The sequence below is a fragment of the Sorangium sp. So ce185 genome (assembly GCF_051526825.1).
Lineage (GTDB): Bacteria > Myxococcota_A > Polyangia > Polyangiales > Polyangiaceae > Sorangium > Sorangium cellulosum_D.
Genome location: NZ_CP150316.1, coordinates 316,292 through 329,963, shown reverse-complemented (window position 1 = coordinate 329,963; position 13,672 = coordinate 316,292). Strand labels below are relative to the sequence as shown.

The window sequence follows — 13,672 nt, the reverse complement described above, 5'->3', positions numbered from 1 at the left end:
TGCCCCGCGGCGTTCCCGCCCCGCATGAGGTGTTGGGCGACAACAACCGTCGGCTATGCGCTCTGGCGCCGAACGTCGCAATCATCTGTCCCGCGCGACATATCTTCGCATTTTTGCATGTAGGCTGCGAACCGTGGTGCCCGATCACCGTATTCTCGCGGATGAGTCGCGGCACCCCGCAGCATATCTACATATTCCCGCGGATAGGCCGCGATCTTCCGCAGGTTATCTGCGCATCTCCGGAGATAGGCCGCCGCTGCACAACTACGTATCGCCGTTGATGGGCTTCGGACGGCGACGGTGTGCCGAGAAGCAAGATGCGTGCCTGTGATTGATTGCCTCGGGCGACTGATGTGCGGCCCAAATATCCGCTGGCCGCCGCAACTCGCGCCCGCCCTGCGCCGATAAGGGTCACTGCGGGTCCGACGAACCGGCCCCAACCAATCGGAACCACCCCCATGACCCTCATCGAAGCCGTGCGCGCCACCATCCGGCGCCTGCATTACTCGCCGCGTACCGAAGAGGCGTATGTCCACTGGATCCGGGCATTTATTCGCTTTCATCACGGCAAGCACCCACGGCAGATGGGCGCGGAAGAGGTCACGGCCTTCCTCAACGATGTTGCGGTCGCGCGCCGCAGCGCGGCGTCCACGCAGAACCAAGCGCTGTGCGCGCTCCTCTTCCTTTACAAGCGGGTCCTCGACCTGCAGATCCCCCGGCTCGGAGCGCTCGAGCGTGCCCGCCGGCCGGAGCACCTCCCCACGGTCCTCTCGCGAAAGGACGCTCTCACCTTGCTCGAGCACCTGATCCCACCTTTTCGACTCATCGGCGAGCTCCTCTACGGAAGCGGCCTCCGCCTCCTCGAAGCGCTTTCGATTCGCGTCAAAGACGTCGACCTTGATCGACGGCAAATCATGGTGCGCCGCGGGAAAGGACAGCACGACCGGCCGGCCTTGCTCCCCGCTCGGGCGCGCGACGAGCTGCAGGCCCAGCTCGACGCCGTGGCGCAACGGCACAAGAAGGAACTCGCGGCTGGCCGCGGCGAGGTCGACCTGCCCCACGCTCTGCGAGCGGAGATGCCAGGAGCAGCCACGAGCCTCCCCTGGCAGTACCTCTTCCCCGCCTCTCGCCCTTGCACCGATCCAGCGACGGGTCGACAGGTCCTCTACCACCTGCACGAATCGGCGGTGCAAAGGGCCGTGAACAATGCCGGACGGGCGTCGGGGCTCACCAAGCGCGCGACATGCCATACCCTCCGCCACAGCTTCGCGACCCACCTGCTCGAGGCGGGCACCGACATCCGGACGATCCAGACATTGCTCGGCCACAAGGATGTGCGGACCACGATGATCTACACCCACATCGTCGACCGCGGCCCTCTCGGCGTAATCAGTCCTCTCGACCGCTGACCGCCGCTTCCGCGTGGAGCGCCTTGAACTCCGCCCCCACCCCCTCGTGCCGCCCCCATGCATCGTGGAAAGGTAGCCTAGCCGACGGCTGGCTCACCTTGTCAAGGAGGCCAGCGCAGGACCGAGCGGGCTCTCCAACGGACGAAGGCGCGAGCGGTTCCTCGATGCCCTACCCCTCCGAAGCGAAGAAGTGGCCCTGCAATGACCCGGCCAGTCATCGGCTGGGGCCCTCAAGCTGCTACGGCCTGTAGAGTTCGCCGCGGCGCGGTGCAGCGTCTGCGCAAAGCATGCGCCAGCTCTGCGTCACGGTGAGGAGCACCGGCGATAGCCGTAGGCGGTCGACTGCGGGCAGCGAGGGATGGCCGTCAAGGGCCGGCGAGACGCTTGCGCGGCCTCCCGCGCGTCGTCTCCGGCATCTCGGCTGGCCGGAACAGTGCTGCTGGTGTCACGCCGAGGGCGTTGGCGATCGCCACAAGCGCCGCGACGCTGACGTTGGTCTTGGCGCGTTCGAGGCGATGGAGAAGGCCAGGGCTCACGTCCGCCGCTGCCGCCAGCTCGTCCTGGGTCAGCCCTCGCCTGACCCGAAGCCGCTGCACGTTCGCCGCGATGTACCGAAAAACCGTATCAGTCTCGATGGGTTCCATCGCCACGGGCTGAACCTGGGCAGGCCAAAAGTAGTCGTGGATGGCGACTTTCCTTGACTCGGATCGCGCCTCGCACGTACCCTGAACAAAACACAAAGTGCCCCCGCGACGGCTGGCACCGTCCGGAGGCGTGGCCGAACCCCGCTTGCACGAGGTCCGACATGGAAACCGTACGTCTACGCCCTGATCAGGGCCAAGAGATCGATCCGCCCTCCCGTCGCCGTCCCCGTCCCGCTGCTCTCATCCGGCTCGCCCGCCCGCCCATACCCCTTCATCACCAGCCCCCGCACCCCGCCGTCTACCTCGACCCCACCGCGCTCCTCGAACAGCGCCCGCTCATCCGCCGCACCCTCCACGCCCGCGGCGTCCTCCCCGCCGATCTCGACGACCTCACCCAGGACACCCTCCTCGGCGCCTGGCGCAGCCTGCGCGCCGGCCGCTTCCGCCCCTCCCCCGCCCTTCCTCCCGCCGACGCCCTCCGCCGCTGGCTCGCCGGCATCGCCTCGCGGCATGCCTCGCAGTACCGCGACAAGGCCCACCGCCGCCACGAGCTCCCCGCGGTCGACCCGGACCGCCTCTCCGCCTTCGCCGCCCCCTCTCCCGAGGCCCGCCTCGTCGCCCGCGGCCTCCTCCGCGCCTTCCACCGTCTCCGCCCCGAGCTGCGCGAGATCCTGTCGCTCGCCGCCACCGGCCTTTCCTCGCTCGAGATCGCCGCCTCCCTCTCGCTCCCGCGCCCCACGGTCGCCACCCGCCTCCGCCTCGCGCGCCGCCTCTTCGCCCGCGCCCTCACCCGCTCTCGGAGGTGGCCCCGATGAGCCCGATGAGCCGCGCCCCCGTCGATGCCCCCGCCGAGACGGCGGCCGAGCTGCCGACCGCGACCGAGGCCGCCCTCCTCGAGATGGTGCTCGGCCTGCCCGGCGTCGGCCCGCGCCTCCTCGGCACGGCCGCTCTCCCCTCCCTCGGCCGCCTCTCGCCCGCGGCGCTAGCCGAGCGCACCCAGATCGCCCTCTTCGACGCGACCCGGCTCGCCGCCGCCTTCGAGCTCGGCCGCCGCTACCACGCCGCCCGCGCGCGCCGCGGCGCGCTCCTCACCGACGCCGCCCGCGTGGCGCGGTACTTCGGCCCGCGGCTCGCCTCCCTGGTCCACGAGGAGCTCTGGATCGCCGCGCTCGACGCTCACGGCCGCGTCCGCGAGACGCGCCTGCTCGCCCGTGGTTCCGACGACGCCCTCTACGTCGGCCGCTCCACCGTCCTGCGCACGGCGCTGGACATGGCCGCCCACAGCTTCGTCCTGGCCCACAACCACCCCAGCGGCGACCCGACGCCCACCCGCGAAGACGAAGCGATGACCTTGGAGCTGCGCCACCTCTCCGCGGAGCTGCACGTCCCGCTCACCGCCCACGTCATCGTCACCCCCAGCGGCCGCTACGCCGCCGTCCACGAGTAGGCCCTCGCGGGACTCGCGGGACGCTGCGCCCCTGCGGCGCGGCACCCCGCCCCTGCGCATCCAGCCGAAAGCCGCCCGCGCACCGGCCCGGCCGGCGGTTCCGTGAGCCGCAGGCGAGGGCACGAAGTGCTGGAGCACAGGGCGCCACCGCGGGACCCGACCCCGGGCACTGCATCGAGGTCGATCTGCACTCACGCATCGCCTCCGGCGACCGCTGGCGCGCCGGCGTCCGCACCGAGGCCCGGCATCGTGCGCCCGACGTGCGACCTCAACGTGGATGGCGCGCGAGCAAGGCGCTCGCGAGGTTGGGCGGTGGGAGCCCCCCGGCCGCGGCGACGTCCAAGGCGGGAGGAGTGCGACGAGCGTACGCGTTCAGGGCGACAGCCGACCGGCCTCAAGAGGGTTGCTCGCCCGCTATCGTCGCGGATCACCACCGTGGTACAGTGGGTCAGGAGCCCGACGCCGATGCATGATCGTCAAGCCGAACGAACAGGGGCTGGACCCTCCCACGCCGAGAAGAGCTGGGATCAGCGGATATTGGAAAGAGTCCCCTCCCGGCGTTGACGCCTCGCTCATCGCCGAGAACCTGCGCCTGACTCCCATCGAGAGAGTCGAACGGCTGCGGAAGGCACTGGAGTTCATCGAGGAAGCGAATGCAGCCCGTGGTCACCGACTTTCGGCGCGTCGTTGAAGCGCTCGTCGGTGACCATGTCGGTTTCGTGATCAATGACGGGCTCGCGGGTAACTGAAGGCCGGCTTCGATCGACGCATGCGCTCCTGCACGGCAGGATGATGGGAGGTCGGCTCCGCTGGATCTGGCAAGGAACTCCGATGTCGGCCAGGTGCGAGCGTGGGGCGAGGGAGGGCACCCCGCCGGAACGACACCCCGCCTCGCGAGGGACCAGCGGCGAGCCCTTCCCGTGCGAGCGATTTCTGCTAGACTCATGATGTATGTCGATGGTCGACACCTCGCCGCAAGCGGACGCTCGCTACCACGAGCTGCTCCGGCGCATGCCTCCGGAAAAGCGGCTCGAGGCTGCGATGCGGCTGAGCCAGGCGGTCCGTGAGCTCGCCCTCGCAAGCATCCGTGCTCGCCACCCCGGGGCGGACGACCAGGAGCTTCGCGTCCGCCTTGCGGTGAGGCTGTACGGGCACGACTGCGCGCGCCGGCTGTTCGGTCACGTGCCGGCCGACGCCACGTGACGTCATGAGCAGCTCGACGGATGTCGTCTCCGCGCTCGACGTGGCGTTGCGCGTGGCCGCCGCGCTCGAGAGCCTCGGCTGCGAGTACTTCATCGGCGGCAGCCTCGCGAGCTCCCTCCAAGGTGAGCCGCGCGCGACGAACGATATCGATCTGGTCGTCGCGATGATGCCCCGCCATGTGCGCGCGTTCGCGGAGCTGCTCGGCCCGGACTTCGAGGTGGATCAAGACATGCTTCGCGACTCCCTGATCCGCCGAAGCTGCGCGAACATCTTCTACCTGCCGATGGTGACGAAGATCGATATCTTCGCTCTCGGGCCGAGCCCCTACGATGAGGTCGAGTTCAGTCGCCGGCGCCCGCCGACACCAGGGCCGGGTCAGCCCATTCCACCTTCGTCTCGATCGCGCTTCTTCCAAACAGACGGGCTACGCCGCTGATGGAGTACGGCGAGGATGACCGTTGCCCGCTCGTTTCCTTCGCCACAGAGCAGAAAGTAGACCGCATAGGGGAATCGCTTGAGCAGCGCGCGCCGGACACCCCGCCCGACGTCGGGGAACTGCGACGGGAGATCGCTGATCCGGCGGACGATGTGCCATAGCTCATCGACAAACTGTCCGCCCAGCCCGTCCTCCTCGCCCTCGTACCAGTCCGCCGCCTCCCGGATGTCCAGCTCGGCAGACGGGCGAACAAGGAGCCGGCTCATCGACGCGTCGCGAGGCGTGCACGGAGGTCGGCCTCGACCTGTTCCCAGGACCGGCCAGCATCCGGTGCGGCCTCGTACTCGGAGAGCCGGCGATCGAGCTCGGCCTTGTGCCACTCGGGTACCGGCACCTCGTCCTCCCTCGCCGCGATCCGCTCCCAGAGCGCCTGGACGTACTCGATCTGCTCGTGCACGGTGAGATCGTCGAAGCCGGGCGGCGGGGCCTGGATGGCTCGTTCCATGAGCCGCAAGATACCACGAGGTACCGCGACGGCGCAGCACACGCCCCTCGCGGTCGAGAACGAGCGGCGCCGACGGCGAACCCCCCTCGACGCCCCCTCTCCCGGGCGGCGCACCGATCCCGTCGTGGCGCGGGCGCCCGCGGGAGCGCGCGCATTCCCGCTCTGCCGCGCCCCCGCCTGGCCCGCCTCGATCTATCTACTCTCCCCTCATGCCACCGAGCTTCACCCAGCCCCGCCTCGTCGTCCTGCTCGCCTTCGAGGGCGTCGCGCTGCTCGATCTCGCCGGCCCTCTCGAGGCCTTCAGCGTGGCGAACACCCTGCGCGCGCCGGGCGCTCCTCCGCCGTATCGCGCGATCGTCGCCTCGACGGCCGGCGGGCCGGTGCGCACCACGACCGGGCTCGCGGCCTGTGCCGAGCCGCTCGCGGCGCTCGACGACGAGGCCATCGACACCCTGATCGTGCCGGGCAGCGGGCCGCCGGAGGCCCCGGCCGTGCCGCCGGATCTCGTCGCCTGGCTCGCCCGCCGCGCGCCGCGCGTGCGCCGCACCTGCGCCGTGTGCACGGGCGCCTTCCTCCTCGCCGCCGCGGGCCTGCTCGACGGTCGCCGCGCCGCGACCCACTGGCGCTCCGCGCCGCTCCTCGCGGAGCGCCACCCGCGCGTCCGCGTCGACGCGGACTCCGTCTACCTGCGCGACGGCTCGATCTGGACCTCGGCCGGCATCTCCGCGGGCATCGACCTCGCCCTCGCGCTCGTCGAGGAGGACCTCGGGCACCGCGCGGCGATGGCGGTCGCCCGGCTGCTCGTCGTGTTCCTCAAGCGGCCTGGCGGCCAGTCGCAGTTCAGCGCGCCGCTCGCGGCGCAGGCCGCCGAGGGCGGCACCTTCGCCGACCTGCACGCCTGGATGGCCGACCGCCTCGCCGGCGATCTCCGCGTCGAGCGCCTGGCCGCGCAGGCGGGGATGAGCCCGCGCACCTTCGCGCGCGCGTACACGGCCGCGCTCGGGCAAACGCCGGCGAAGACGGTCGCGGCCATGCGCCTCGAGGCCGCCTGCCAGGCCGTCGCGGGCACGGACCTCCCGCTCAAGCGGATCGCCCACCAGTGCGGCTTCGGCGACGAGCAGAACCTGCGCCGCACCTTCCTGCGCCGGCTCGGCGTGGGACCGCTCGAGTACCGGGAGCGCTTCTCCGGGAACGCCCGCGCGCGTGGCAGGAAATGACCGCAGTTCGGCGGGGCGCCCGGCCAGCGAGCGCGCACCCTCCTCTCGCTCGGCCTTCGCCGGCAGACAGGAGCCCCCGCCATGACCACAGCGATCGCAGGAATCCACGCCCCCGACACGCGCCTCGCCCAGGACGCGACCGCGCTCGCGCGCGAGGTCTCGGCCCCTTACCTCTTCCACCACGTGATGCGCTCGTACTACTTCGGCGAGCTCGCGGCCCGGCAGCGCGGCCTCGCCTGCGACCGCGAGCTGCTCTACCTCTCCGTGGTCCTGCACGACCTCGGCCTGACCGAGCGCTTCGCCGGCCCCGAGCGCTTCGAGGTCGACGGCGCCAACGCCGCCCGGACCTTCCTCGCCGAGCGCGGCCTGCCCCGGGAGAAGGCGTCCCTCGTGTGGGACGCCATCGCGCTGCACACAAGCCTGGGCATCGCCCCGCACAAGGAGCCGGAGGTCGCCATCGCCCACCTCGGGATCGGGATCGATTACGGCGGCCTCGGGCTGGAGGCGCTGCCGCGCGGAGCGGTCGAGGAGATCCTGAGGGCGTATCCGCGGCTCGCGATGAAGCAGGATTTCCGGCGCGCCCTCTGCGGCGTCGTGGAGCGGAAGCCGCACACCACGGCCGGCAATTTCCTCTCGGACTTCGGCCGCCGCTACGTGCCGGGTTTTCAGCCCTTCGACGCGAGCGCCCTCCTCGAGGGCGCCCCCTTCGACAGCTGAGCTGGACGGAGCGCTCATGAAGATCACGGCGAATCGGATCCAGATCCATGTCCGGGAGCGAGGCGAGGGGGACATCGCCCTCGTCTTCCTCCATTACTGGGGCGGCTCATCGCGCACGTGGGCGGCGGTGGCCGAGGCCCTCTCCCCGAGGTGCCGCACGGTCGCGATCGACCACCGCGGCTGGGGCGACTCCGACGCACCGGAAGAGGGCTATCGCATCGGCGATCTGGCCGATGACGCGGAGGCCGTGATCCAGGCGCTCGGCCTCGAGCGCCACGTGCTGGTGGGCCACTCGATGGGCGGCAAGGTCGCGCAGCTGCTAGCGTCCCGCCGGCCCGCCGGACTGCGGGGGCTCGCCCTCGTCGCCCCTGCGCCGCCCACGCCGATGCCGCTCAGCGACGAGCAACGCGCGACCATGGCCCGCGCCTACGACTCGCCGGAATCGGTCGGCTCTGTGCTCGATCATGTGCTGACCGCGCATCCGCTGAGCGCCGCGCTGCGCCAGCAGGTCATTGAGGACAGCTTGCGCGGCGCGCCCGCCGCCAAGGCCGCCTGGCCGCACGTCGCGTCGCAGGAGGACATCTCCGCAGACGTCGCGTCGATCGACGCGCCCGCGCTGGTGATCGCCGGTGAGCTCGACAAGGTCGAGCGCCTCGACGTCCTGCGGCGCGAGGTGGTGCCGCGCATCGCCGGCGCCCGCCTGCGCGTCCTGCCCGGCACAGGGCACCTGTCGCCCCTCGAGGCGCCCCTCGCGCTCGCGTCCGCGCTGCGTGATTTCGTCACGGAGCTCGAATCCGCGTGAGCCGGAAGGCGCAAATCGCGGACGCCCCAAGGAACTCTCCGCGGCCCTCGTTTCACGCGCGGGCCTCTCGCCCTCGCCGATGCCCGTCGGCCCGAGCCCGCCCTCGAACGTCCGTCAAGGGAGACATCGTTGCGCCATACCGGATGCCCCCTTGCTGCGCCAGCAGCGGACGCGTGCTGCGCGGGTGCTGCTGGAGCAGCAGGCGGCGGGCGGCGCGCTGACGCCGGCCTCCTGCCGCGGCGCCAGCGGCGACGAGGCGGTCGCCATGGGCCTGCGCCGGCCCGGGAGCGTGATTTGCAGGGCGCCCGCGCGGCAGCCCCCCGATTCGGCACGGCGGACGAACGCGCCGTCCGCGGGCCGCTCGCCTCGGTTCGCGTGATGACCTCTTCTCCGTCTCTCCCCCAGCGTTATCTCCTCGGCTTCATGGTGCTCGGCCTGCTCGCGGGCACGAGCAACGGCGTGGCCAAGGTGGTCCTGCCGCTGTATGCCGCCTCTCTCCACGCCTCCCCCTGGCAGATCGGCCTGGTCGGCGGCCTGCAGTTCACCGGCATGCTGCTGCTCTCGATGCCGGTCGGAGGCTTGATCGACCGCCACGGCAGCCGGCCGCTCTACCGCTTCGGCGGCCTCGCGGGCGCGGCGCTGTACCTGCTCGGCTTCACCCAGATGGATCGGCCCTGGCAGCTCATCGCGGGCGTCGTCGTCTTCGGGCTGCTCAACCCATTTCGCATGGTCGCGACCCAGACCGAGTTTCTCCACCTGCTCCCTCGCCTCGGCCCGCGCAAGGCAGGCTGGCAGCGCGCGTCCCACTCGCTCGGCATGTTCTTCGTGGGCCCGATGCTCGGCGCGCAGCTCCTGGGCCTGCTCGGCTACACCGGCGTGTTCGTGGTGACGGGGCTCGGGCTGCTGGCGACGGTCGTCGTCGGCGATCGCGTGCTCTCCGGGGCTCCCCCCGGCCGCGGGCGCTCCGCCACGCCGCTCGTCGAGCGCCTGCGCGGGCAGGTCGGGATCATCCTGTCTCGCCGCGAGCTGCGTCAGAGCATGCTCATCGAGCTGTGTGGTCAGATGGCGATGTCCTACTTCGCCGTGTTCGTGGTGTTGATCGGGATTCGCGAGTTTCACCTCTCGGTGCCGCAAGCCGCGAGCCTGGTAACCCTCCAGGGCGCCGTGTTCGTGCTGACCTTGCTCCTCGCCGGGGGCGTCCTGTCGCCGCTGCGCGACGCTGCCCGCTACGCGATCGCCTTCTCGCTGCTGCTCGCGACCGAGCTCCTGCTCGCTTTCCCCCTCGGCGTCGCGTCGCTGTGGATCGGGGCGGTCTTGCTCGGGCTCGGGCTGGGCGTGCAGCACCTCACGAGCGTCAATCGCTTCGCGGCGCTCACCGCCGAGCTCGGCCGCGGCCGGGTGGGCGGCCTGTTCTCGCTCTCGGGACCGGCCGGGAGCCTGATCGGCGCGGTGGCGGGCGGCTCGCTCGGGCAGCGCTTCGGCCTGCTCAGCGGTTTTCGCGCGCTCGCGGCGCTCTATGCGGTGCTGATGGTGTGGCACGGGCGCGGCGTGCTCACCGAGAGCGACCAGCCCGTCGCGCTCGCCGAGGGCGAGTCGGAGTGACCGCAGCAGCTGAGTCAGCTCACGCGGCGCACGCGCCACGTGCTCGTCTGGCATGCCTGGATGGAATGCGGCACAGCCCGCCGCGATGCGGAGGCTCGTCCGCTGTAGAGCGTCAGCAAGACAGCTTACGACGCGACTCGCCCCGGCTCTGGAAATTCTGCGGAGCGCGGACGCTCGGGCGTTGAGCGTCGAAGTGGCTCCGTGCCTGCTGCGCAGTACACTGCAGTGCGAACGCAAAGGGAGCGGATCGAGGAAGCCCTCGACGCCGCCCGATCGGTACACGTGCCGCCCGACCCGACATTCGCTCTTGCAGCCGAGGCGCCCAGGCAAGCGCGAGCCGAACACGCGCACCTGAGGATCCTGGCAAAAGCCGCGAGTCGGCTCGTCCTCTGCGACGAGCCTTCGGCTCTCCTCGGATCCCTCTTCGAGGAGCTGGCAAACGACCTCGGCGTCGAGCTCTACTTCAATTACATGCTCGGCGACGAGCCGAATACCCTCGTCCTCGAGTCGGCCGCGGGCATCTCGCCCGAGGACGAGCGGCGATATCGGAAGATCGGGTTCGGCCAGTTCATGTGTGGGACCGTGGCGGCGACGCGGATGCCCCTCATCGCCTTCGATCTCCAGCGCTCGAGCCTGGAATGCGGGTCAGAGCTGAAAAAGGCGGGCGTGCAGGCCTATGCGGGATATCCACTCATCTCGCACGGCCGACTGCTCGGGACCCTGGCCTTCGCCACCAGCAAACGCCCGCACATGAACGCCGACGAGCTCTCGCTCATGCAGACGCTGAGCGTGCAGGTGGCAGCCGTCCTCGAACGCAATCGCCTCTGCCGGAGCTTGCGCGCGAGCGAGCAGGCCACGCAGCGCCACCTCGCGCTCCTGCAGAACGTGTATTCGACGGCCCCCGTCGGCCTCTGCTTCCTCGACCGGGATCTCCGGTACGTGAGCGTCAACGAGACGCTCGCGCGCATCACAGGTCGGCCCATCTCCGAGCACCTCGGCCGCACGCTCGGCGAGTTCATCCCCGAGGCCACGTCGTTCAAGGACCTCTGCGAGCGTGTCCTCGAGACGGGGCAGGAGGTGACGAATTGCGAGCTCCGGTGTGCGCGGCCCGAGGGGGACCGTCATTGGCTGGTCAGCGTCCACCCAGTGCGCGACGAGGCAGGCACGATGCTCGGCATCAACGTCGTGGTGCAGGAGGTGACCGAACGAAAGCGGGCAGAGCAGGCGCTGCTCGAGAGCGAGCAGGCCCTCCGGGAGGCCGATCGCCGCAAGGACGAGTTCCTGATGATGCTCGCCCACGAATTGCGCAATCCGCTCGCGCCCATTCGTACGGCCATTCAGGTGCTCGACATCACCGGCGGCGACGCGCCCGAGGTCATTCGGACGCGCGACATGATCGAGCGTCAGGTGGCGCACATGGCCCGGATGATCGACGACTTGCTCGACGTGTCGCGCGTCGCCCGGGGCAAGATCGAGCTACGAAAAGAGCCCTGTGATCTCGCGCAGATCGTCCGTCAGGTCACGGACGATTATGCGCCGGCCTTCCAGGGCAATGGCATCGAGCTTCTGGTCTCCGCCCCGGACGAGCCGGTCTGGACCTACGGGGATTACACGCGCCTCACGCAGGTCATTGGCAACCTCCTGCACAATGCGCTCAAATTTACGGACACGGGAGGCCGGGTGCTCGCCTGCCTGGAGACGGATCCGGCGACGAACACCGCGGTGATCGTGGTGGAGGATTCGGGGATCGGCATGGATCCATCAATGATCCCGCGCGTCTTCGAAACCTTCAGCCAGGCCGACAGCAGCCTCGATCGACGGCGCGGCGGCCTCGGCCTCGGGCTCTCGCTCGTGCACAGCCTGGTCGCATGGCACGGCGGATCCGTCGAGGCCCACAGCGAGGGCCTAGGTCTCGGATCGACCTTCCGCGTCCGATTGCCGCTCTCCTCCACGCCAGTTCATTCCGTCCGACGACCGGAGCGCGTCCGGCCTGCGACCGCGTCGCGAGATGTGCTCCGGGTGCTCGTGGTCGAGGACAACCTCGACGCGGCGGACATCCTCAAGCAATTGCTGGTCCTCCTCGGGTATCACGTCGAGGTCGCGTACACGGGCCCCGAGGGGCTCGCCGTAGGGCGCACGCTCGCGCCCGACGTGGTGCTCTGCGACCTCGGATTGCCGGGGATGGATGGGTATGCCCTCGCGCGGGCGCTGCGCGCCGATCCCGCCACGGCGCGGGCCTACCTCATCGCTCAGACCGGGTACGGCCACGCGGAAGATCGCCGGCGCGCCCGGGAGGCGGGGTTCGATCTACACATGACGAAGCCCATCGATCCCACCGAGCTCGAGCGGGTCCTGTCCTCCGTCGGCACCCGCGCTTCTTAGTCAAAACATCCGCAAGCCCATCGTGACGCCGGGCCAGCGGGCGCAGCGCGACGTGCTGCTGCGGGCCCTCGCCGCTCCCCCGGGCGGGACGTGAGCCCGCCCCGGCCCTCGTCTGCCGGTCATCCCCGCGGCCCGGTTCCGCACCCCCATGAAAAATCAGCCGGCCGCGTACGAATCTCTGAAGGAAAGGCTGTTTCTCGCGCGAGGAGCCCCCGGCTCGACTCCGCGGCGCGCTACGACGTCCTGACGTGGCTCAAGGACCGCGGCGTGAACACGCAGGGGGGCTCCCTTCGGACCACCCCCTACCAGTTCACGCACGCGCCGCTGACGAGCACGATCGAGGCGGAGAACTTCGATTACGGCTACGAGGGCCTCGCCTACCACGACACCACGGTCGGCAACGCGACCGGCTTCTACCGTGGTCAGCACGTCGATCTCGAACCGACGGCCGACGCCCCCACCGGCCCCGGCGCCAACGTCACCGGCACCGCGGCAGGCGAGTGGCTCAATTACATCAACCTGAACTGGCTCCGGTTCGTGGAGTAGCGCGCCGATTCGTGGAGTAGCGCGGCGACGGTGGAGCAGACGCTCCTCAGAAGTGAAGAAACCCAAACGCTCGACCTCCCCGGCGTCGGCCCGCGCATCCTCGGCACGGCCGCGGATCTCATCCTCGTCGCCGACCCACGCCTGCACCCGGCCGATCACCGGACGCGCTGAGCACGCGCGACACGAGCGCGAGCAGCATCTCGCGCGCGCGGTCGCGGTCGACGCCCGGATCGCGTAGCCGGATCGCCTTGCCGCCGTCCAGCACGGCGAGCAGCAGGGTCGCGAGGTCCGCCGCCGGCAGCGTGTCGTCGACGAGGCCGGCGGCCTGTCCACGCGCGATCGCGCCCGCGAGGAGCTGCTTCATCTCGGCGCTGTGGCGCCGGAGCCGATCCGCGATCGCGGCGTTGCGCTGCGACTCGGCGAGCAGGTCGAAGAGGAGGGCCGGCCCCTTGCCGCCGTAGAGGTCGGCCACGAGCGCGGGGAGGTCGCGCGCGTCCTTCACGTCGCCCGACAGGTGCGCGGTCGCTTCGTCGAGCACGAGCTGGAAGATGCCCTCGAGGATGGCCTCCTTGCTCGGGAAGTAATGGTAGAGGTGCCCAGGGCTGACGCCCGCCTCGGCGCAGATGCTCGCGATGGAGGCCTGCACGCCCTCGGCGGCGAAGCGACGCAGGGCGGCGCGGAGGAGCTCGCGACGCTTCTTCTCGTGCTGGTCGGGGTTGACAGTGCGCATGCGGCGAACCATTGTTAGAGCGTTCGCTCTAA

The 13,672-nt window shown here is 70.5% G+C and carries 16 protein-coding genes; 12 read left to right on the top strand and 4 right to left on the bottom strand.

Features of this window, described 5'->3' with window-relative positions; genetic code table 11:
- The first annotated feature begins 458 nt into the window (after positions 1–458).
- A complete protein-coding gene (locus tag WMF26_RS01275) occupies positions 459–1,409 on the top strand; it encodes an integron integrase (RefSeq protein ID WP_437998812.1) in 951 nt (316 codons plus the stop codon).
- Between the two features lie 365 nt (positions 1,410–1,774).
- Here the strand turns inward: WMF26_RS01275 and WMF26_RS01270 are convergent, their stop codons facing one another.
- Entirely contained in the window at positions 1,775–2,053 is a 279-nt protein-coding gene (locus WMF26_RS01270) for a helix-turn-helix domain-containing protein (RefSeq protein ID WP_020464947.1), read from the bottom strand.
- A gap of 161 nt (positions 2,054–2,214) precedes the next feature.
- Between WMF26_RS01270 and WMF26_RS01265 the strand changes: the two genes are divergently transcribed.
- The 5 genes from WMF26_RS01265 to WMF26_RS01245 all read left to right on the top strand — a co-directional run bounded on the left by WMF26_RS01265 (position 2,215) and on the right by WMF26_RS01245 (position 5,139).
- Positions 2,215–2,868, top strand: a complete 654-nt coding sequence (locus tag WMF26_RS01265; protein WP_437998811.1) for an RNA polymerase sigma factor — start codon at positions 2,215–2,217, stop codon at positions 2,866–2,868.
- Between the two features lie 5 nt (positions 2,869–2,873).
- Complete coding sequence (locus WMF26_RS01260; RefSeq protein ID WP_438002507.1) at positions 2,874–3,500, top strand: JAB domain-containing protein; 627 nt, start codon at positions 2,874–2,876, stop codon at positions 3,498–3,500.
- Between the two features lie 469 nt (positions 3,501–3,969).
- Positions 3,970–4,191 carry a hypothetical protein gene (locus WMF26_RS01255; protein WP_437998810.1) on the top strand — a complete coding sequence of 74 codons (222 nt, stop codon included), beginning with the start codon at positions 3,970–3,972 and terminating at the stop codon, positions 4,189–4,191.
- A 260-nt stretch (positions 4,192–4,451) separates the two neighbouring features.
- Positions 4,452–4,703, top strand: coding sequence for a hypothetical protein (locus WMF26_RS01250; RefSeq protein ID WP_104985568.1), 252 nt, complete (start codon positions 4,452–4,454; stop codon positions 4,701–4,703).
- 52 nt (positions 4,704–4,755) lie between these two features.
- Complete coding sequence (locus tag WMF26_RS01245; RefSeq protein ID WP_437998809.1) at positions 4,756–5,139, top strand: hypothetical protein; 384 nt, start codon at positions 4,756–4,758, stop codon at positions 5,137–5,139.
- Here WMF26_RS01245 and WMF26_RS01240 read toward each other — a convergent pair.
- Both WMF26_RS01240 and WMF26_RS01235 read right to left on the bottom strand, forming a co-directional pair.
- Positions 5,079–5,405 carry a type II toxin-antitoxin system RelE/ParE family toxin gene (locus WMF26_RS01240; protein ID WP_437998808.1) on the bottom strand — a complete coding sequence of 109 codons (327 nt, stop codon included), beginning with the start codon at positions 5,403–5,405 and terminating at the stop codon, positions 5,079–5,081. The two genes, WMF26_RS01245 and WMF26_RS01240, sit on opposite strands and share 61 nt — an antisense overlap.
- Entirely contained in the window at positions 5,402–5,644 is a 243-nt protein-coding gene (locus WMF26_RS01235) for an addiction module protein (RefSeq protein ID WP_020464932.1), read from the bottom strand. The genes WMF26_RS01240 and WMF26_RS01235 overlap by 4 nt, the downstream gene beginning before the upstream one ends.
- Positions 5,645–5,853: 209 nt before the next feature.
- Here WMF26_RS01235 and WMF26_RS01230 point away from each other — a divergent pair, with 209 nt between their 5' ends.
- The 6 genes from WMF26_RS01230 (at position 5,854) to WMF26_RS01205 (ending at position 12,910) form a co-directional block, all read left to right on the top strand.
- On the top strand, positions 5,854–6,861 hold the full coding sequence (locus WMF26_RS01230) for a GlxA family transcriptional regulator (RefSeq protein ID WP_437998807.1): 1,008 nt from the start codon (positions 5,854–5,856) through the stop codon (positions 6,859–6,861).
- A gap of 81 nt (positions 6,862–6,942) precedes the next feature.
- Complete coding sequence (locus tag WMF26_RS01225) at positions 6,943–7,578, top strand: HD domain-containing protein (RefSeq protein WP_437998806.1); 636 nt, start codon at positions 6,943–6,945, stop codon at positions 7,576–7,578.
- Positions 7,579–7,594: 16 nt separating this feature from the next.
- Positions 7,595–8,380, top strand: a complete 786-nt coding sequence (locus WMF26_RS01220) for an alpha/beta fold hydrolase (RefSeq protein ID WP_437998805.1) — start codon at positions 7,595–7,597, stop codon at positions 8,378–8,380.
- A gap of 378 nt (positions 8,381–8,758) precedes the next feature.
- Positions 8,759–9,982 (top strand): MFS transporter, encoded by a 1,224-nt coding sequence (locus WMF26_RS01215; RefSeq protein ID WP_437998804.1) that lies wholly within the window; start codon positions 8,759–8,761, stop codon positions 9,980–9,982.
- A 201-nt stretch (positions 9,983–10,183) separates the two neighbouring features.
- Complete coding sequence (locus WMF26_RS01210; RefSeq protein ID WP_437998803.1) at positions 10,184–12,364, top strand: ATP-binding protein; 2,181 nt, start codon at positions 10,184–10,186, stop codon at positions 12,362–12,364.
- 267 nt (positions 12,365–12,631) lie between these two features.
- Positions 12,632–12,910 (top strand): hypothetical protein, encoded by a 279-nt coding sequence (locus tag WMF26_RS01205; protein ID WP_437998802.1) that lies wholly within the window; start codon positions 12,632–12,634, stop codon positions 12,908–12,910.
- 118 nt (positions 12,911–13,028) lie between these two features.
- Here the strand turns inward: WMF26_RS01205 and WMF26_RS01200 are convergent, their stop codons facing one another.
- A complete protein-coding gene (locus WMF26_RS01200) occupies positions 13,029–13,640 on the bottom strand; it encodes a TetR/AcrR family transcriptional regulator (protein WP_437998801.1) in 612 nt (203 codons plus the stop codon).
- Positions 13,641–13,672 lie beyond the last annotated feature (32 nt).

Coding starts and splice junctions, on each gene's coding strand:
- WMF26_RS01235 (WP_020464932.1), bottom strand. CDS start 5,644: ATGGAACGAGCCATCCAGGCCCCGCCGCCCGGCTTCGACGATCTCACC.
- WMF26_RS01275 (WP_437998812.1), top strand. CDS start 459: ATGACCCTCATCGAAGCCGTGCGCGCCACCATCCGGCGCCTGCATTAC.
- WMF26_RS01230 (WP_437998807.1), top strand. CDS start 5,854: ATGCCACCGAGCTTCACCCAGCCCCGCCTCGTCGTCCTGCTCGCCTTC.
- WMF26_RS01260 (WP_438002507.1), top strand. CDS start 2,874: ATGAGCCGCGCCCCCGTCGATGCCCCCGCCGAGACGGCGGCCGAGCTG.
- WMF26_RS01225 (WP_437998806.1), top strand. CDS start 6,943: ATGACCACAGCGATCGCAGGAATCCACGCCCCCGACACGCGCCTCGCC.
- WMF26_RS01220 (WP_437998805.1), top strand. CDS start 7,595: ATGAAGATCACGGCGAATCGGATCCAGATCCATGTCCGGGAGCGAGGC.
- WMF26_RS01270 (WP_020464947.1), bottom strand. CDS start 2,053: ATGGAACCCATCGAGACTGATACGGTTTTTCGGTACATCGCGGCGAAC.
- WMF26_RS01200 (WP_437998801.1), bottom strand. CDS start 13,640: ATGCGCACTGTCAACCCCGACCAGCACGAGAAGAAGCGTCGCGAGCTC.
- WMF26_RS01255 (WP_437998810.1), top strand. CDS start 3,970: ATGATCGTCAAGCCGAACGAACAGGGGCTGGACCCTCCCACGCCGAGA.
- WMF26_RS01250 (WP_104985568.1), top strand. CDS start 4,452: ATGTCGATGGTCGACACCTCGCCGCAAGCGGACGCTCGCTACCACGAG.
- WMF26_RS01265 (WP_437998811.1), top strand. CDS start 2,215: ATGGAAACCGTACGTCTACGCCCTGATCAGGGCCAAGAGATCGATCCG.
- WMF26_RS01215 (WP_437998804.1), top strand. CDS start 8,759: ATGACCTCTTCTCCGTCTCTCCCCCAGCGTTATCTCCTCGGCTTCATG.
- WMF26_RS01240 (WP_437998808.1), bottom strand. CDS start 5,405: ATGAGCCGGCTCCTTGTTCGCCCGTCTGCCGAGCTGGACATCCGGGAG.